This window comes from Roseomonas sp. AR75, assembly GCF_005222815.1.
GTDB lineage: Bacteria > Pseudomonadota > Alphaproteobacteria > Acetobacterales > Acetobacteraceae > Falsiroseomonas.
Genome location: NZ_STGB01000001.1, coordinates 369,384 through 386,749, shown reverse-complemented (window position 1 = coordinate 386,749; position 17,366 = coordinate 369,384). Strand labels below are relative to the sequence as shown.

General features: G+C 71.1%; 16 protein-coding genes. 13 read left to right on the top strand and 3 right to left on the bottom strand.

What is annotated here, in order from left to right; all coding sequences use genetic code 11:
* Positions 1-13: 13 nt before the first annotated feature.
* The 3 genes from E4T13_RS01705 to E4T13_RS01695 are packed head-to-tail and all read right to left on the bottom strand — an operon-like array spanning position 14 to position 3,739.
* The gene (locus tag E4T13_RS01705) at positions 14-967 is read right to left on the bottom strand and encodes a tripartite tricarboxylate transporter substrate binding protein (protein WP_137176510.1); all 954 of its coding nucleotides are present in this window, start codon (positions 965-967) and stop codon (positions 14-16) included.
* Between the two features lie 34 nt (positions 968-1,001).
* Positions 1,002-2,156 carry a MaoC family dehydratase N-terminal domain-containing protein gene (locus E4T13_RS01700; RefSeq protein WP_206030054.1) on the bottom strand — a complete coding sequence of 385 codons (1,155 nt, stop codon included), beginning with the start codon at positions 2,154-2,156 and terminating at the stop codon, positions 1,002-1,004.
* Positions 2,157-2,176: 20 nt separating this feature from the next.
* Complete coding sequence (locus E4T13_RS01695) at positions 2,177-3,739, bottom strand: acyl-CoA synthetase (RefSeq protein WP_137176509.1); 1,563 nt, start codon at positions 3,737-3,739, stop codon at positions 2,177-2,179.
* Positions 3,740-3,833: 94 nt separating this feature from the next.
* Here E4T13_RS01695 and E4T13_RS01690 point away from each other — a divergent pair, with 94 nt between their 5' ends.
* From E4T13_RS01690 to E4T13_RS01630, 13 genes are all read left to right on the top strand, one after another.
* Positions 3,834-4,619, top strand: coding sequence for an IclR family transcriptional regulator (locus E4T13_RS01690; RefSeq protein ID WP_240790945.1), 786 nt, complete (start codon positions 3,834-3,836; stop codon positions 4,617-4,619).
* Positions 4,616-5,809, top strand: a complete 1,194-nt coding sequence (locus E4T13_RS01685; RefSeq protein ID WP_137176508.1) for an MFS transporter — start codon at positions 4,616-4,618, stop codon at positions 5,807-5,809. Before E4T13_RS01690 ends, E4T13_RS01685 begins: the two co-directional genes overlap by 4 nt.
* A gap of 135 nt (positions 5,810-5,944) precedes the next feature.
* Positions 5,945-6,685, top strand: a complete 741-nt coding sequence (locus E4T13_RS01680; protein WP_137176507.1) for a GntR family transcriptional regulator — start codon at positions 5,945-5,947, stop codon at positions 6,683-6,685.
* On the top strand, positions 6,682-7,668 hold the full coding sequence (locus E4T13_RS01675) for a TRAP transporter substrate-binding protein (RefSeq protein ID WP_137176506.1): 987 nt from the start codon (positions 6,682-6,684) through the stop codon (positions 7,666-7,668). Before E4T13_RS01680 ends, E4T13_RS01675 begins: the two co-directional genes overlap by 4 nt.
* 55 nt (positions 7,669-7,723) lie before the next feature.
* A complete protein-coding gene (locus E4T13_RS01670; RefSeq protein WP_170984745.1) occupies positions 7,724-8,206 on the top strand; it encodes a TRAP transporter small permease in 483 nt (160 codons plus the stop codon).
* Between the two features lies 1 nt (position 8,207).
* Positions 8,208-9,488, top strand: coding sequence for a TRAP transporter large permease (locus tag E4T13_RS01665; RefSeq protein ID WP_137176504.1), 1,281 nt, complete (start codon positions 8,208-8,210; stop codon positions 9,486-9,488).
* 11 nt (positions 9,489-9,499) lie between these two features.
* Positions 9,500-10,540, top strand: coding sequence for an L-idonate 5-dehydrogenase (locus tag E4T13_RS01660; RefSeq protein ID WP_137176503.1), 1,041 nt, complete (start codon positions 9,500-9,502; stop codon positions 10,538-10,540).
* An 11-nt stretch (positions 10,541-10,551) separates the two neighbouring features.
* Positions 10,552-11,715 carry a mannonate dehydratase gene (gene uxuA / locus E4T13_RS01655; RefSeq protein ID WP_137176502.1) on the top strand — a complete coding sequence of 388 codons (1,164 nt, stop codon included), beginning with the start codon at positions 10,552-10,554 and terminating at the stop codon, positions 11,713-11,715.
* On the top strand, positions 11,702-13,177 hold the full coding sequence (locus E4T13_RS01650) for a mannitol dehydrogenase family protein (protein WP_137176501.1): 1,476 nt from the start codon (positions 11,702-11,704) through the stop codon (positions 13,175-13,177). Before uxuA ends, E4T13_RS01650 begins: the two co-directional genes overlap by 14 nt.
* A 32-nt stretch (positions 13,178-13,209) precedes the next feature.
* Positions 13,210-14,136 (top strand): LysR family transcriptional regulator, encoded by a 927-nt coding sequence (locus E4T13_RS01645; RefSeq protein WP_137176500.1) that lies wholly within the window; start codon positions 13,210-13,212, stop codon positions 14,134-14,136.
* Positions 14,137-14,203: 67 nt separating this feature from the next.
* The gene (locus E4T13_RS01640) at positions 14,204-15,562 is read left to right on the top strand and encodes an extracellular solute-binding protein (RefSeq protein WP_170984744.1); all 1,359 of its coding nucleotides are present in this window, start codon (positions 14,204-14,206) and stop codon (positions 15,560-15,562) included.
* 104 nt (positions 15,563-15,666) lie between these two features.
* Positions 15,667-16,482 carry a carbohydrate ABC transporter permease gene (locus tag E4T13_RS01635; RefSeq protein ID WP_137176498.1) on the top strand — a complete coding sequence of 272 codons (816 nt, stop codon included), beginning with the start codon at positions 15,667-15,669 and terminating at the stop codon, positions 16,480-16,482.
* Positions 16,482-17,306, top strand: a complete 825-nt coding sequence (locus E4T13_RS01630; protein ID WP_137176497.1) for a carbohydrate ABC transporter permease — start codon at positions 16,482-16,484, stop codon at positions 17,304-17,306. The genes E4T13_RS01635 and E4T13_RS01630 overlap by 1 nt, the downstream gene beginning before the upstream one ends.
* Positions 17,307-17,366: the final 60 nt, after the last annotated feature.

Here is a 17,366-nt window from a genome sequence, read left to right as displayed (position 1 = left end):
AGAGTAGCGGCCGCTATTGGGCGCGAAGCCCCAGGCTCTCGATCACCGGCTTCCACTTGGCGCGATCGTTGCGCATCAGCGCCGCCAGATCGGCCGGGGTCCCGCCCAGGGGCTCGGCGCCGCCATTGACAAGGCTGGCGCGCAGCGTCGTGTCGGCGAGGGCGGCATTCGAGGCTTCGTTCAGCGCGCGGATGATCGCCTCCGGCGTACCCTTCGGCGCGAAGAAGGCGTTCCAGGCGGTGACCTCCACATCCACGCCCTGCTCCCGGAAGTTCGGCACCTCCGGCAGCGATTCCGAGCGCTTGCCGAGGGACACGCCGAGCGGACGGATCTTGTCGCCGCGGATCGAGCCGAGCGAGCTTGCGATGGTGTCCACCACGCCCAGCACGTCGTTGCGCAGCGCACCGGTCAGCGCCTGTGCGCTGCCGTTGTAAGGCACCTGCTGCACCTGCACGCCGGCGGCGACGCGCAGCATCTCGGCGGCCACGCGCGCGGTGGTGCTCGGCACGCCGATGGTCACCTGCCCCGGCCGCGCACGCGCCGCGGCGAGCAACTCCGCCAGCGACTTCACCGGCGAATCCTGCGCGGTGTAGAGCACCATGCCAAGGCTCAGGATCGCAGCGATCGGCGCGAAGTCGCCCACGGGATCGAAGCCCAGCGCGTTGAACATGAACTCGTTCGCCGCATGGGTCGCGTTGGTGCCCCAGAGCAGCGTGTAGCCGTCCGGCTCGGCCCGGGCGACGACGGCGGAGCCGATGTTGCCGCCAGCGCCGGCGCGGTTCTCCACCACGAAGGGCTGGTTGAAGCGGCGCTGGTAGAACTCGGCGAAGCGGCGGCCGAAGATGTCGGTGCCCTGGCCGGCAGGATAGGGCACCACCAGCCGGACAGGCCGCGTCGGCCAGCTTTGCGCGAAGGCCGGAGCGGCGAGCGCCGCCATGGGCAGCGCCAGCATCGTTCTGCGTTGCATCGGATGTTTCCTCCTTGCTTGTTTCCGCGCAATCTCAGCCGTTCCGGGAAGGCAGTGCAATCACGCCGCTGCCGACCACCGACAGCTCGCCATCCTGGTTGCGCGCCTCCTGCGTGACGTCGACGAGGTGACGGCCGCCCTCCACGCGCTTGCCCGTCACCTTGCCGTCGATGAACAGCAGGTCGCCTTCCGGGTTGTGACGGCGCAGCTTGCTGGTGGCGCGCACCAGGAAGCCGTGGTCGCCCATCCAGTCCGTCAGGTGGTGCGTCAGCCAGGAACAGCGCTCCGGCCCGTAATCATAGGCGCCGGGCGCGCCGACCATCAGCGCCATCTCCGGCTCCCAGTGCACGCGCTCGGGGCAGTCGGGGATGTTGAAGCGGTTGCGGATGCCGAGGCCGGGATGCGCCTGCACCTGCTTCCAGGCGAGCCGGTTGGCGCGGATGTAGAGACCGCCCCAACCCTGCGCATAGGCGATGAAGCCGGTGACCGTCATCGGCCCCTTCGGCATGGTGGGGAGCGCCTCACCGAGCTGGACGTCCTCGAAGTAGCGCGGCGTCCCGCCGCGGGGCTTCTCGGCAGCGTAGAGGTCCCAGATCCTCTGCAGCTCCGCCTCGGTATGGCGGCGCGGCTCCTTCTGCTTCAGCGCGGCATATTTCGTGCCGGTCTCGCGCGCCGCGTCGCGGTCGGTGCGGAAGCACCAGCTGTCGGCTTCCGCCACCAGGTCGCCGCCCTCGCCGAAGAAGCGGACATGGTAGATCTGCTGGATGGAGCGGCCGGCGAATGTCGTCTTGTGCTCCACCAGGTCCTTCAGCGACGCCTCGGTGGTGATCGCCTCGTTGCGGCGGACCCAGCGGTGCCACGTCCAGTCCGCGCCTGCCCACATCGCATGCACGCCGGGGATGCCACCGACATAGCCGGAGATGATGCGACTGGTGGTGAACAGGAAGCTCGGCAGCGCGACGATGCCGCCGAGCACGGATTTCTCGGCATAGGCCGGGTCGCACCACAGCGGGTTGTCGTCGCCTATCCCGTGCGCGTAGTGGCGGATGTTGTCGCGCGTGGCCTCGTGGCACCAGGGTTCGACGGTGTTCTCGATCTTCACGCCGATGCGCGCGCGCAGTTCGTCGAGCGCGGCTTCGGTGATCTTGGGAAACAGGCGGGTCTTCGGTTCGTCCAGGGCAGCGGACAAGGGCGTTTTCCTTCCGGTTCTCAGGCGGCGTCGGCGGCGCGCGCGGCCTCGGCCTCGCGCAGTGCCTTGCGGTTGATCTTGCCCGCCGGCGTCTTCGGCAGCTCGGTCACGAAGGCGATCTGGCGGGGGTATTCGTGCTGGCTGAGCCGCGCGCGGGTGAAGTCCTGCAGTTCCTTCGCGAAGGTGTCGTCGCCGGCGCGCGCGGCGACCACGAAGGCCTTCACCACCTGGCCGCGCAGCGCATCCGGCACGCCGATGACGGCGGATTCCTTCACATCGGCGTGCTGCAGCAGCACGTCCTCGATCTCGACGGCGCTCATTGTCCAGCCCGCCGAGATGATCACGTCGTCGGCGCGGCCGGCATGGTGGAAATAGCCATCCTCGTCCACCTTGCCGAGGTCCTTGGTCGGCACCCAGGCGCCGCGGCGGAACAGCTTGAGCTCACCGATCTCGCCTGGCGCGCAGGGCGTGCCGTCGGGGCGCTGCACCTCCATGCGCAATCCCGGCACGGGCTTGCCGAGGGAACCCGGCTTCACCCGGAAATCGCGCGCACCGGGATAGTTCACCAGCACCACGCCGACCTCGGTCGTGCCGTACATGCTGCAGGCGGGCACGCCGAAGGTCGCGTCGATGAAGCGCAGCGTCTCCGCATCGATCGGCTCCCCGGTGAAGGACAACTTCTCGATCGCGAAGCGGAAATCGCCGGCGCGGCCGCTGGTGCGCATCATGCGGTAATGCGTGGCGGCGGCGGACAGGTTGGTGATGCCGTAATCCTGCAAGGCCTGCATCAATCGCACCGGATCGAACCTGCCGGCATAGGTGCCGGTGGTGACGCCGAGCGCGAGCGGCGCCAGCGTGCCATGCGCCAGGCCGTGCCCCCAGGCCGGGGAGGAGGGGCAGAAGAATTCGTCGCCGGGCCGGATGCCCGTGCCGTACAGCGCGGCCAGCATCAGCACGACCACGGCGCGATGCGTGTGTTTCACCGCGCTCGGCAAGGCGCGCGTGGTGCCGGAGGTGTATTGGAACAGCGCGAGGTCGTCGGCGCGCGTCGCCACCGCATAGTCGGTTGGCAGCGCCGCGAGTTCGGCCATCCAGGCGTCTTCCGCGACCACCACCTCGACCCCGGCGATGCCACCCGCAGCTTCGGCCTTTTCGGCCGTGGTCAGCAGCACGCGCGGCGTGCAGTCCGCCACGCGCAGCCGGATGCCCTCCGGCCCGAACAAGGTGAAGAGCGGCACGGCGATGGCGCCACGCTTCATCGCGCCGAACATGGCGGCGTAGAATGGCAGGGACGGATCGAGCATCACCGCCACGCGGTCGCCCGGCTGCACGCCGCGCCGCGCCAGCCAATGGGCGACGCGGCTGGACGCATCGGCGATCGCGCGGAAGGTGATCGCCTCGTCGCTTCCATCGGCATGCGCCACGCGGACCGCGAGCCGTACCGCATCCGTCGCGTGCCGGTCGATGCATTCATGCGCGATGTTCAGCGCGTCGCGGGTGCCGTCGAAGAACTCCCACAGCTTCTCCGGCGCGAACTCCGCCTGCGCAAAGGCGTAGTCGGTGCTGTCGGTCAGCCGTGCCATCCGACGTTTCCACTCCCTGCGGGCAAGCCGCGCCGGGACAGAAGCGCGGAGCGCACGTGTTGTCAAATGAACTCTCCTGTTGTATATGTACAACATGCAGCCACCCGATCCGAGCGCGGACCCCGGCATGGTGCTTCGCGCCGTCCCGGCCGTGGCCCGGGCCGCTGCGATCCTCCGCCTGCTGTCGCGGAGCGAGGCGCCGATGGGCGTGCAGCCCATCGCCCGGGCGCTGCGCATCGTGCCCAGCACCTGCCTGCATATCCTGCGCGCCCTCGTCGCCGAGGAACTCGTCGCCGTCGATCCCGCCACCAAGCGCTACACGCTCGGCAGCGGCGTGGTGGCGCTGGCGCGCGGCCGGCTGCGGTACGACGCCTTCGCCAACCAGGCACAGCCCGTGCTCGACGCGCTCTCGTCAAAGCTCGGCACGACGACGATCGGCGTGGAGGCGGCGAGCCTGGACCACATGGTGGTCGTGGCGATCTCCCGCCCCGGTCAGGCGCTGCGGCTGCAGGTGGAGATCGGCAGCCGCTACCCCGCCTTCATCAGCGCGACCGGCCGCTGCATCGCGGCCTTCGGCGGCCATGCCTGGCCGGTGATCGAGCGCCGCTTCGCCATGCTGCGCTGGGAGAACCCGCCAACGCTCGCGGAATGGCGCGCCGACATCGAGGCGACGCGCAAAGCCGGCTATGCGGTGGACGAGGGCCGCTACATCGCCGGCGTCACCGTCATCGCCGCGCCGGTCATGCCGCGCGGCCGCGTCTCCCACGCGCTGGTCATCGTCGGCGTCAGCGAGCAGTTGCGCCGCATCGGCCTCGCGCGCCTCGGCGAGGAATTGCGCGACGAGGCGGCGATGCTCTCACGCCGCCTGGCGCAGGCATGAACGGCCTCGGCGCCGCGCTGGTCGCGACCACCGGGGCACAGGTGCTGGCGACGCTCGCCGTGTATCTCCTGCCGGTGCTGGCGCCGATCGCGGCGCGCGACCTCGGCGTCGGGCCGGAGCTGGTGGGCACGCAGGTGGCGGTGATCTACGCCGCGGCCGCCATCACCTCCATCGTCTCGGGCGGCCTGCTGCGGCGGCAGGGGCCAGCGCGCTGCACACAGCTTGCGCTGCTGCTCTGCGCTGCCGGCAGCGTCGCGCTGGGTCTTGGCGGGCTGCCGGGCGCCGCGCTCGGCGCGGTGCTGCTCGGCATCGGCTACGGCCTGACCACGCCCGCGGCGACGCAGGTGCTGACGCGGCTGACACCCGCGCCGCGCCGCAACCTGGTCTTCGCCGTGAAGCAGATGGGCGTACCGCTGGGCGGCACGTTGGCGGGGCTGCTGATGCCCGCGCTGGCACTGGCGCTGGGCTGGCGCAACGGCGCGCTGATCGTCGCCCTGCTCCTGCTGCTCGCGGTCGCCGCGCTCATGCCGTTCCGCGCCGCCTGGGATGCCGGGCGCGGCGCCGGGCCGGGCGGCAAGGCCGCACTCGGCACGCTTTCGGTGCTGCGCGCCGGGCGCGGCCTGGTCGCGATCGCGGTGATGGGCGCGCTGTTTTCCGCCACGCAGCTTTCGCTCGGCGCCTTCGCAGTGACCATGCTGGTGGGCGAGTTCGGCTGGAGCCCGGTTGCCGCCGGCGCCGCGGCAGCGGCGGTGCAGGCCAGCGGCGCGGTCTCGCGCATCGCCTGGGCGGTGCTGGCGGACCGTTTGCGCGCGGGGCTGCCGATGCTGGCGGTGATCGGGCTCGGCACCGGAGCGGCGGCACTCGCCATGCCCTTCGCGCTGGGCTGGCCGGATGCGGCGGTGCTGCTACTGCTCTGCCTGTTCGGCACCTGCGCGAATGGCTGGACCGGCATCGCCATGGCCGAGGTCGCGCGCCTCGCGCCGCACGGCGCGGCGGGGGCGGCGGCCGGCGGGGTGATGGGCCTCACCTATGTCGGCGTGGTGGTCGGCCCGATGGCGTTCGGCGCGCTGGCCCTGCTGCTGGGCGGCTACACCGCGGCCTTCGCGTTGGTCGCCGCCCTGCCCTTGCTGGGGGCCGCCATCGCGCTCTGGACCCATCGGCTCTTGTCGGGACCGCCGGCCGCGTCGTGACACCGCAGCACCGCTGACGCGATCCTGTCCGCCCGCCCGTGCGGTCGGCGCGGATTGCGCTTGCGCCCGTCCTTTCTTCGGCCTACTACCATACTAGTCGGCCGATAACGGCCAGCGCGCAAGGGAGGGAGGGGCATGTCAGCCGTCGCGTCGCGTGCGCCCGCCCTCGCCGACACCGCCGGTGCCCTGGCGCCCCAGCTGCTCCGCCTGCTGCGCGACTCGATCGTGCAGGGCGAGATGCCGCCGGGCACCCTTCTCTCCGAAGCCGAGATCGCCCGCCGCTTCGGCGTCAGCCGCCAGCCCGTGCGCGAGGCCTTCATCAAGCTGCAGGAAAGCGGCCTGCTCTCCATCCGCCCGCAGCGCGGCACGGTGGTGCAGCGCATCTCCATGGACGCGGTCTACGACGCGCGCTTCGTGCGTGAGGCGGTCGAGGTCGCCGTGGTGCGCGAAGCGGCCGCGACGCGCCCCGCCGGCCTGAAGACCCGCCTCGCCGCGCTCATCGCCGGCCAGGAGCAGGCCGCGGCGGCCGGCGACGCCCCGGAGTTCCTGCGGCTCGATGAGGCCTTCCACCGCGCCATGGCCGAGGGCATCGGCCGGAGCTTCGCCTGGACCGCGCTGGAAGCGATCAAGGCGCAGATGGACCGCGTGCGCTTCCTGTCCTTCGAAGGCGCGACGCCCCTGCCCGAGCTGATCCGCCAGCACCGCGCCATCGCCGCCGGCATCGCCGCCGGCGCGCCCGACCGCGCGGAGGCGGCGCTGCGCGCGCATCTGCGCGAGATCTTGTCCAGCCTGCCGCGCATCGCCGCGGCGCATCCCGATTACTTCGAGCCGGCCTCCGCCGGCCGCACCACCCCGCGCAAGGAGGACGCGCCATGACCACCACCCGCCGCACCCTGATGCTGGCCGGCGCCGCCGCGCTGGCCACACCCACCATCGGCACCGCCTGGGGCCAGGCCCGCGTGACGCTGAAGCTCGGTCACCTCGCGAACGAGCAGAATGTCTGGCACCGCGCCAGCCTCAAGCTCGCCGAGGAAGCCAAGGCGCTGTCGAACGGCCGCATCGAGATCCAGGTCTTCCCGAACGACACGCTCGGGCGCGAGATGGACCTGATCAACGGCATGCAGCTCGGCACCGCCGACATGACCATCACCGGCGAGAGCCTGCAGAACTGGGCGCCATTGGCCGCGCTGCTCGCCGTGCCCTTCGCCATCACCTCGCTGCGCCAGGTCGATGCGGTGGCCGGCGGCCCGATCGGCCAGCAGATCGGCGCCGAGATCGTCAGCCGCGCCCGCGTGCGCCCGCTCGCCTACTTCGCGCGCGGCCCGCGCAACCTGACGTCCAACCGCGCCATCCGCACGCCGGACGAGCTGAACGGGCTGCGGCTGCGCGTGCCGAACGTGCCGCTGTTCGTCGCCGTCTGGCAGGCGCTCGGCGCGCGGCCGACGCCGATGGCCTTCGGCGAGGTCTTCACCTCGCTGCAGAACGGCACCATCGACGGGCAGGAGAACCCGCTGGCGCTGATCCTCAGCGCGAACTTCAACGAGGTGCAGCGGTTCGTGAACCTGACCCAGCATGTCTGGAGCTGGATCTACGTGGCGATCAGCGAGCGCCGCTGGCAGCAGCTCTCCCCCGCCGACCGGGAGGTGCTGGCCGAGGCATCGCGCCGCGCCCAGGCCTTCGAGCGCAGCCTGTTCGTCGAGGACGAGCAGCGCCTGGAAGCCGAGCTCAAGCGCCGCGGCATGACCTTCGTGGACAGCGACCGCGCCGCCTTCGCGGCGAAGGCACGACCGGCCGCGATCGCCGGCGTGCGGACCGAGGCGAAGCCGCTGCTCGAGCAGATGATGGCGCTGCCGGCCTGACCGCCCTTCCCTGCCCTCCCCCGCGCCGATGCGCGGGGGAGACCGGAGCCAGACGATGATCCTCACCCTGCTCGGCCGGGCGCATGCGCTGCTGCGCCTGGTGGTCGGCCTGACCTTCGCGCTGCTGCTGGCCGCCGTGCTGGTGCAGGTCGTCTCGCGCCTCGGCCTGCCCAACCCGCCGGTCTGGACCGAGGAGCTGTCGCGCTTCTGCCTGCTCTTCGCCGCGGCCTTCGGCATCGGCCTGGCCTTGCGCTCGGGCGAGCTGGTGGGGGTGGACCTGCTGACCATGATGCTGCCGCCGCGCGGGCGGCGCGTGGCGGAGATCCTCTCCTGCCTGGTGATGATCGGCTTCGGGCTGCTGCTGGTGCAGCCGGCCTGGGCCTTCGTGGACATCGGGTCGCTGCAGACCTCGCCGGCACTGCAATGGAACATGTTCTGGGTCCACATGGCCGTGCTGGTCGCGCCGCTCGCGCTGGTGCTCGCCGCGGCGGAGCGATTGCTGCGCGTGCTCGCCGGCCTGGCGCCGGAGGTGCGCTGAGATGGACCCGCTGCTGCTCCTCGGCGTCGTCTTCCTCGCGGGGCTGCTGGCCGGCATGCCGGTGGCGGTGGTCCTCGGCCTGTCCTCGATGGCCTACCTTCTCGCCGCCGACCTGCCGCTGGAGGTGATCCCGCAGAAGATGTTCGCGGGCATGGACAGCTTCGTGCTGCTGTCGATCCCGGCCTTCGTGCTGGCGGGCAACCTGATGAATGGCGGCGGCATCACCGACCGCATCCTGCGCTTCTCCAACAGCCTGGTCGGGCATCTGCGCGGCGGGCTCGCGCAGGCGAACATCGTCGGCTCCATGATCTTCGCCGGCATCTCCGGCACGGCCGCGGCGGACGCCGCCAGCCAGGGCGCCGTGCTGATCCCCGGCATGAAGCGCGTCGGCTACACCGTACCCTATGCAGCGGCGGTGACCGCGGCCTCCGCCGTGGTCGGGCCCATCATCCCGCCCTCGGTCCCGATGATCATCGTGGGCTCGCTGACCGGCATCTCCGTCGGCCAGATGTTCCTGGCGGGCGCCATACCCGGCCTGCTGCTCGGCCTCGGCATGATGGTGCCGGCCTACATCCTCGCGGTGCGGCACAACCACCCGCGCGAGCCCTGGCGCGGCTGGCGCGAGGTCTGGGCCTCGGGCACGCAGGCCATCTGGGCGATGGGCATGATGGCGCTGGTGCTGTTCGGCATCGTCGGCGGCTACTTCACGCCAACCGAGGCCGCCGTGATCGCCGTGCTCTACGCCACCGTGATCGGCCTGTTCGTGTATCGCGAGCTTGGCTGGCGGGACCTGCCGAAGCTGATCGCGGACAGCGCGATCTCCGGCGCCGCGATCATGGTGCTGGTCGGCTTCGCCAATGTCTTCGGCTGGATCCTGGCGTCGGAGCGCGTGCCACAGGCGCTGGTGGCGCTGATGACGTCCATCTCCACGGAGACATGGGCGATCATGCTGATGATGAACATCCTGCTGCTGGTGGTGGGGATGTTCATGGAAACCATCGCCGCGCTGATCATCCTGTTCCCGCCGCTGCTGGCGGTGGCGCAGCAGGCCGGCATCGATCCGATCCACTTCGCCACCTTCGCCGTGCTGAACCTGATGATCGGGCTTGCCACGCCCCCCATCGGCGTGTGCCTCTTCATCTGCGCGAGCATCGGCCGCATCTCGATCTGGGAGATCACGGTGGCGATCTGGCCCTTCCTGCTGTCCAACTTCGTGGTACTGGCGCTGGTGACGGCGATCCCGGGCCTGTCGCTCTGGCTGCCGCGCCTGTTCTACAATTGAGGAGACGCCTCATGACGACGACCGAAGCCGCCGTGCTGCACGCCCAGCGCGACCTGCGCGTGGAGACCGTGGAGCTTGGCGCGCCCGGCCCGGGCGAGGTGCTGGTGGAGATCGGCGCGGGCGGCATCTGCGGGTCCGACCTGCACTACTTCCTCGATGGCGGCTTCGGCACCATCCGCGTCCGCCAGCCGATCATCTTGGGGCACGAGGTGGCGGGCACCGTCGCGGAACTCGGCAGCGGCGTCACCGGCCTGAAGCCGGGCGACCGCGTTGCCGTGAACCCCTCGAACCCCTGCGGCACCTGCGAGTACTGCGCGCGGGGCGAGCCGCAGCACTGCCTCGACATGCGCTTCTACGGCAGCGCCATGCGCATGCCGCACATCCAGGGCGGCTTCCGCCGCCGGCTGGTCTGCGCCGCGCGGCAATGCGTGAAGGTCGGCGACATCGTCTCCATCGGCGAGGCCGCGATGAGCGAGCCGCTTGCGGTCGCGCTGCACGCCGTGGCGCAGGCCGGCGATATCACGGGCAAGCGCATGCTGATCACCGGCTTCGGCCCGATCGGCGGCGTGGTGCTGCTCGCCGCGAAACATGCCGGCGCGGGCGAGGCCACGGTGACGGAGGTGGTGGACGAGCCGCTGGCCTTCGCCCGCCGGCTCGGCGCCGCCGCGGCGGTGAATGTCGCCGCGAACAGGGATGCGCTGGCGGCCGAGGAGCGAGACAAGGGCCGCTTCGACCTCGCCTTCGAATGCAGCGGCAATCCCCGTGCCCTGGCGCAGGCCATCGCCTGCGTGCGCCCGCGCGGCACCATCGTGCAGGTCGGCGTCGGCGGCAGCTTCGATGTGCCTATGAACGTCGTCGTCGCGAAGGAGCTGCGCCTGGTCGGCAGCTTCCGCTTCCATCCGGAATTCGAGATCGCCGCCGGGCTGATCGCACGGCGCGAGATCGATGTACGCCCGCTGATCACCGCCACCCGGCCCCTGGCCGAGGCCGAGGCCGCCTTCGCGCTCGCCGCGGACCGGCGCGCGGCGATGAAGGTGCAGCTCTCCTTCTGAGGACGCGGGACATGCAAGAGACCTGGCGCTGGTTCGGCCCGCTGGACGACATCACCCTGCCGGAGATCCGCCAGACGGGCGCGACCGGCATCGTCACCGCGCTGCACGAGATCCCCTATGGCGAGGTCTGGCCACTGGAGGCGATCCTGGCCCGCAAGGCGATGATCGAGCAGGCCGGGCTGCGATGGTCCGTGGTGGAAAGCCTGCCAGTGCATGAGGATGTGAAACGCGGCACCGGCGACCTGCAGCGAATCTTCGCAAACTACCGGGAGTCGCTGCGCAACCTGGGCAAGGCCGGCATCCCCACCGTCTGCTACAACTTCATGCCGGTGCTGGACTGGACGCGCACCGACCTAGCCTACCGCATGGCGACCGGCGCGCTGGCACTGCGCTTCGATGCCATGCGACAGGCCGCCTTCGACGTGCTGATGCTGGAGCGGCCCGGCGCCGAGGCGGACCATCGGCCGGACGTGCTCGCGGCCGCGCGCGCCTGGTTCGCCGGCGCAACGCAGGCCGACAGGGACACGCTGCTCACCTCCATCATGGCCGGGCTGCCCGGCGCCTATGATCGCTACGACATCCCCGGCCTGCGCCGCATGCTCGACAGCTACGCCGGCATCGACGCGGCCGCGCTGAAGGCGCATCTCGCCCGCTTCCTGCGCGAGGTTGTGCCGACCGCCGAGGAAGCAGGCATTGCGATGTGCATGCACCCCGACGACCCGCCGCGCCCGATCCTTGGCCTGCCGCGCATCATCTCCAACCGGCAGGACCTGGCCGACCTCATCGCGATGGTGGACAGCCCCGCCAACGGCATCACCTTCTGCACCGGCTCGCTCGGCGCCGGCGTGGCCAACAACCTGCCTGCCCTGGCGCGGGAATTCGCGCCGCGCGTGGCGTTCCTGCACCTGCGCAACGTGACGAAGGAGCCCGACGGGTCCTTCCATGAGGCCGACCATCTCGCCGGCGACGTGGACATGCCCGCGGTGATCGCCGCCTTCCTGGCCGAGGAGAAGCGGCGCGGCACGGAGATCCCGTATCGCCCCGACCATGGCCATGTGCTGCTGTCGGATGCCGGTCGGAAGACGCATCCGGGCTACACGCTGATCGGCCGGTTGCGCGGCCTGGCGGAGCTGCGCGGCGTGATCGCGGGCCTGCGGCACCATGCGCCTGTCTGACGCGACGCTGCACCGCCTGCCCGCCGGCATCGCTCGACCGCGCTACGACCGCGCCGCGGTCACGCCGGGCATCGTGCATCTCGGCCTCGGCGCCTTCCACCGCGCGCACCAGGCCGTGATGACGGAAGCCGTGCTGAATGCCGGCGCGCGGGACTGGGGCATCGTCGCCGCCAGCCTGCGCAGCCCCGACACGCGCGACGCGCTGGCGCCGCAGGACGGGCTCTACACCGTGGCGACGCGCGAGGATGACAGCGAAAGCCTGCAGGTGATCGGCGCGCTGCGCGGCCTGCATGTGGCGCCCGAGAATCCTGGCGCGCTGCTCGACGCGATGTGCGATCCGCGCACGCGCATCGTCAGCCTGACGGTGACGGAGAAGGGCTACTGCCACGACCCCGCGACCGGCACGCTGGACGAGGCGCATCCGGACATCCGCCACGATCTTTCTGCACAGGGCGCGCCGCGCTCCGCGCCTGGCTTCCTGGTGGAGGCGCTGCATCGACGCCGCACAGCCGGCACGCCGTCCTTCACCGTGCTGTGCTGCGACAACCTGCCCGCCAACGGCGCCACCGTGCGCCGCGTGGCGATCCGCCTGGCGGAGTTGCGCAACCGCGACCTCGGCGCCTGGATCGCCGGCGAGGTCGCGTTTCCCTGCACAATGGTGGACCGCATCGTGCCCGCCACCACCGAGGAGGACCGCGTTCGCATCGCCGCGATGCTCGGCCTCGAGGATGCCTGGCCGGTGGTGGGCGAACGCTTCGCCCAATGGGTAATCGAGGACCGCTTCCCCACCGGACGGCCCGACTGGACGCTGGGCGGCGCCACCTTCGCCGCGGATGTCGCACCCTTCGAACACATGAAGCTGCGCATGCTGAACGGCGCGCATTCCGCGCTCGCCTATCTCGGCTACCTCGCCGGGCATGAGACGGTGGCGGAAGCGGCCAACGATCCGGTCTTCGCGCGTTACCTTGGCGATCTCTGGGCCGAGATCGCGCCCTGCGTGCCGGCGCCGCCCGGCGTCGTGCTGCAGGGCTACGCCGCCAGCCTGCTCGCGCGCTTCCGCAACCGCGCGCTGCGCCACCGCACCTGGCAGATCGCGATGGATGGCTCGCAGAAGCTGCCGCAGCGCCTGCTCGGCACGGCGCGGGAGCGACTGGCGCAGGGCCGGCCGATCCCGCACATCGCGCTCGCCATCGCCGCCTGGATCCGCTTCGTCGGCGGGGTGGACGAGGCAGGACGCCCGATCGAGGTGCGCGATCCGCTCGCCGCGCCGCTGCGCAGCGCGCTTGATGCCGCGGGGCCGGACCCGGCACGGCGCGTGGCCGCCGCGCTGCGCTTTCCCGCCATCTTCGGCGAGGACCTGCCACGCGATGCCGGCTTTGCGGCCGCCGTGACCCAGGCGCTGCGGCGCCTCATGGACAGCGGGGCGCGCGCCGCGGTGGACGGCGCCGCACGCCCGGGCTGAAGGCTTGGCGCGAAGCGGCGTAGGCTCGTCGCATGGACATCAAGCGCCTCGATCATCTCCGCCAGGCGGTGGAGGCCGGCAGCATCAGCGCGGCGGCGCTGCGGCTGGGCCTGTCGCAGCCCGCGCTGACCAAGAGCATTCGCATCCTCGAACAGGAACTCGGCGTGCCGCTGCTGGAACGCCGCGCGCGGGGCGTGGTGCCCACGGCCTACGGCGTCGCACTGCTGCGCCGCGCCGCACCGGTCACGGTTCTGCTGTCCGATGCGTTGCGGGAGATCGCGGCGCTGCGCGGCGGACCGCCGGCCGAGGCGGCGATCGGCGCCGGCCCGACCTGGCTGCGCGAGAAGCTGCCGGACGCGATCGCCGCGACCATCGCCGCCGACCCGACCGCGCGCATCCGCCTGCAGGCCGGCTATGACGACGCGCTGCTGCGCGCCCTTCGTTCGGGTGCGCTGGACGCCGTGCTCGCGGAACTGCCCGCCGTGGAGGAAGCGTCCGACCTCGCGCTGCTGCAACTTGCGGAGGACGACTTCGTCGTCGGCTGCCGCCGTGGTCACCCGCTGGTGCGGAGCGTGGTGCAGGCCGAAACGCTGCTCGGCTTCCCCTGGGTCCTGCCGCCGAGCCCCTCCCGCGCGCGCGCCCGCCTCGGTGCGCTGTTCGCGGCACGCGGGCTGGCTCCACCGGATCCGGCGCTGGAGACGGAATCGACGGACATGCTGCTGCGGGTGATCGCGGGGTCTGACGCGCTCTGCTTCCAGGTGCGCAGCGCGCTGGATGCACCGGACGCCGCAGGGCTGACGACGCTGCGCGTGCCGAGCCTGGCCGCGACACGGCGCACCGGCATCATGGTGCGGCGCGGAAGCTGGCTGCCGCCGCTGACGCGGCAGTTGCTGACGCGGCTCGCCGCCGCCTGCGGCGTTGCCATACCCGATGGTTATGGCGCTGACGCCGAAAGTTAGGTTGCGGATATGGCAGGCCAGGGCCAGAGTGCATCCAGCAGGCGAAGCCCTGCGGGAGGGACGGACGATGGCTGCGAACCGGCACGGGGAGATGGGGCGCCGCACGGCGCTGGGGCTGGGCGCCGGGGCACTCGCTTCGGGTGCGCTGCCCAGGCGCGCGGGCGCGCAGGGCCGCATGGCGCCGATCACCATCGTCATCAATCAGTCGCCCTGGCTCGACAGCTTCCAGCGCACCGTCCAGCTCTATGAGCGCGAGACCGGCGCCAAGGTGGACCTCGACGTGAATCCCTTCGCGGGTTCGCTGGAGAAGCAGCGCAATTCCGTGCGCGCGCGGCAAGGCACGACGGACCTGCTGATCATGAATTCCGGCTGGTTCGCGGAGATGTATTTCGGCGGCTTCGTCCGCCCGATCACCGACATCGACCCGGGCTTCAGGCTGGAGCGGGAGGTCTACACGCTCGGCGACACCATCTTCTTCGATGCCGAGAAGAAGACGATGACGCCGCAGGGGAAGCTGATGTCCATCCCCATCTCGCCACTGATCCCCCTCACCTACTACCGCGGCGACCTCTATCGGGAGAACGGCATCCAGGGCGCGCCGCGCACTTTCGCGCAGCTCGAATCCAACGCGCGCAAGCTGCACCGTCCACCGCGGATGTACGGCATCGTGCAGCGTGGCGCGCGCGGGCCGCACACCGTGGCGTACGACTTCTATCCCTACCTGTACGGCCATGGCGGCAGCATCTTCCGCAACCAGGCGGAGAACGACTACACCGTCACGCTGAACGCGCCGGAAGGCCGCACCGCGCTCGACTACTACATCCGGCTGGCCAAGGAGGCCGGACATCCGCGCACCGCTGCGCTCGACCAGGCGGAGGTGATCCAGGCCATCGTCACCGGTCGCGGCGCGCACATGATCACCGTGGTCGCCGCCTGGTCGCAGATGGACGATCCGCAGCGCAGCGCCGTCGTGGACAAGATCGAGTGGGCGCCGCCGCCTTCCATCGAGGGCAGGCCGACGGCCCCGGGCCTGGGCCACTGGCTTGCCGGCGTCAGCCGCAACGTGCCGGATGACCGGCAGCGCGCCGCAGCAGCCTTCCTCGCCTGGTTCCAGACGCCGGCGGCGCAGATCGCCACCGCGAAGCTCGGCGGCATTCCGATCAACGCCGCCGCGTATCGCGACCCGATCGCCGAGGAACGCCGCTTCCGCTGGATGAAGCCGCTGGCCGAGGCGCTGCCGCACGCGGTGAACATCTACCAGTTCCCCGAGGCGTCCGAAGTGATCGCGGTGCTGGAGCTCGGCCTCAACCGCGCCATCGCCGGGGAGATCACCTCGGTCGCCGCGCTGAACGACATGTCCTCGCAGATCGCGGAGATCATGGCGAAGAACGGCTACCGCACCGGCAAGCTGGAGCCGTTGCGCTGAGCCTGGCGGTCGCCCGCGCGCCGGCGCACGCTACGGCGCGGCGGGCGCCGCGCGACGCCGACAGCTGGTGGCGCTGGGCGACTCTCTCGCCGGCGCTGCTGCTGATGGGCGGCCTCGGCCTGTTGCCGGTGCTGAACCTCGTCGCGCTCGGTTTCTTCGACGTACGCTGGGCGGAGGGACAGTCCACCTGGTCCTTCGTCGGCACCACGCATTACGCGGCGCTGACGCGCGACCCGCTGTTCGGCGCGGCGATCCTCAACACCGTGGTTTTCGCGCTGGGCGCCGTCACCGGGCAGATGATCCTCGGCTTCGCGCTGGCGCTGCTGTGCAGCAAGGCGACGCGCGGGCGCGTGTTCTGGCGCGCGGTCTTCGTGCTGCCGGTGCTGATCCCCGGCATCGTCATCGGCGCGATGTGGAAGCTGCTGCTGAACCCGGAATTCGGCGCGCTGGCGCAGCTGTTCGAACTCGCCGGGCTGACGCCGGTGGACTGGCTGGGCGAACCCTCCACCGCGCTGTTCGCCGTCATCATGGTGGATGTCTGGCACTGGACGCCGTTCTGCTTCCTGCTCTTCCTCGCCGGCCTGGAATCCCTGCCGCGCGACGTCTACGAGGCCGCGACGGTGGATGGCGCCAGCGCCTGGCAGGAGCTGACGCGCATCACGCTGCCGCTGATGTGGCCGACCATCGCGGTCACCTTCGTCTTCCGCCTGGTGCTGGCCTTCAAGGTGTTCGATGAGGTCTACCTGCTGACCGGCGGCGGGCCCGGCACGGCGACCGAGGTCGTCTCCTTCACCATCTACCAGCGCTTCTTCACCGAGGATCGCGCCGGCTACGGCGCCGCGATGGCGGTGGCGGTGATTTTTCTCATATTCCTGATGCTCGCCGCCGCCGCGGCGGCACGCCGCCGGGTGCAGGCGTGATGCGGCGCTGGCGCCACGAATCCGGTCTGCAGCTTGCGCTGCTACTCGGCGGGCTGCTGATCGCGGCGCCCTTCGCCTGGGTGGTCGCGGCCGGCTTCCGCACGCAGATCTCGCTGCTGATGGGCGAAGTCTGGTTCACGCCGACGCTCTCCGCCTTCGAGGAGGTGCTGTTCTCCAAGACCTCCGACTTCCTGCTGAACGTGCGGAACTCAACCCTGATCGGCCTGGCGAGCACCGCGATCGCGCTTGCCGCCGCCACCTTCGGCGCGTGGTCGCTGCACCGCATGCGCTGGCCACGCTGGTGGGTGCATGCGCTGCTGCTCTGGGCATTGGTGCTGCAGATGATCCCGCCCGTGGCGCTGGCCGGCGGCTGGTTCGTGATGGCGCGCGCGGTCGGGCTGGACAACACGCTGATGGGGCTGATCCTCGCGCATGCCACGCTGAACCTGCCGATGGCGCTGTGGATGATGGGCGTCTTCGTCCGCGACGTGCCGCAGGAACTGGTGGAGGCCGCGCGGCTGGACGGCGCCTCCACGCCCACGCTGCTGTGGCGCGTGGTGCTGCCGCTGGTCGCGCCAGGCCTCGCCGCCGCCGGCGTGCTGTGCTTCGTCTTCTCGTGGAACGAATTCGCGGCGGCGCTGAACCTTTCGATGCGGCAGACCGCGACGGTGCCGGTGGCGATCGCGAAGTTCGCCCAGGATTTCGAGATCCGCTACGTCCAGATGGCCGCGGCCGCCAGCCTCTCGGCCGTTCCCGCCCTTCTCCTGCTGCTGGTCGCGCAGCGCTGGATCGTGAAGGGCCTCACGCTCGGTGCGGTCAAATGAGGGATACGTCATGGTAGGTGTTGTTGGCAGCCCGCGCAGCGGGCTGAGGCCGCGAATGCG

Excerpts from the sequence above, each read along its gene's own strand:
- E4T13_RS01705 (WP_137176510.1), bottom strand. The coding sequence starts at position 967 with ATGCAACGCAGAACGATGCTGGCGCTGCCCATGGCGGCGCTCGCCGCT.
- E4T13_RS01695 (WP_137176509.1), bottom strand. The coding sequence starts at position 3,739 with ATGGCACGGCTGACCGACAGCACCGACTACGCCTTTGCGCAGGCGGAG.
- E4T13_RS01690 (WP_240790945.1), top strand. The coding sequence starts at position 3,834 with ATGCAGCCACCCGATCCGAGCGCGGACCCCGGCATGGTGCTTCGCGCC.
- E4T13_RS01685 (WP_137176508.1), top strand. The coding sequence starts at position 4,616 with ATGAACGGCCTCGGCGCCGCGCTGGTCGCGACCACCGGGGCACAGGTG.
- E4T13_RS01680 (WP_137176507.1), top strand. The coding sequence starts at position 5,945 with ATGTCAGCCGTCGCGTCGCGTGCGCCCGCCCTCGCCGACACCGCCGGT.
- E4T13_RS01675 (WP_137176506.1), top strand. The coding sequence starts at position 6,682 with ATGACCACCACCCGCCGCACCCTGATGCTGGCCGGCGCCGCCGCGCTG.
- E4T13_RS01670 (WP_170984745.1), top strand. The coding sequence starts at position 7,724 with ATGATCCTCACCCTGCTCGGCCGGGCGCATGCGCTGCTGCGCCTGGTG.
- E4T13_RS01665 (WP_137176504.1), top strand. The coding sequence starts at position 8,208 with ATGGACCCGCTGCTGCTCCTCGGCGTCGTCTTCCTCGCGGGGCTGCTG.
- E4T13_RS01660 (WP_137176503.1), top strand. The coding sequence starts at position 9,500 with ATGACGACGACCGAAGCCGCCGTGCTGCACGCCCAGCGCGACCTGCGC.
- uxuA (WP_137176502.1), top strand. The coding sequence starts at position 10,552 with ATGCAAGAGACCTGGCGCTGGTTCGGCCCGCTGGACGACATCACCCTG.
- E4T13_RS01650 (WP_137176501.1), top strand. The coding sequence starts at position 11,702 with ATGCGCCTGTCTGACGCGACGCTGCACCGCCTGCCCGCCGGCATCGCT.
- E4T13_RS01645 (WP_137176500.1), top strand. The coding sequence starts at position 13,210 with ATGGACATCAAGCGCCTCGATCATCTCCGCCAGGCGGTGGAGGCCGGC.
- E4T13_RS01640 (WP_170984744.1), top strand. The coding sequence starts at position 14,204 with ATGGCTGCGAACCGGCACGGGGAGATGGGGCGCCGCACGGCGCTGGGG.
- E4T13_RS01635 (WP_137176498.1), top strand. The coding sequence starts at position 15,667 with ATGGGCGGCCTCGGCCTGTTGCCGGTGCTGAACCTCGTCGCGCTCGGT.
- E4T13_RS01630 (WP_137176497.1), top strand. The coding sequence starts at position 16,482 with ATGCGGCGCTGGCGCCACGAATCCGGTCTGCAGCTTGCGCTGCTACTC.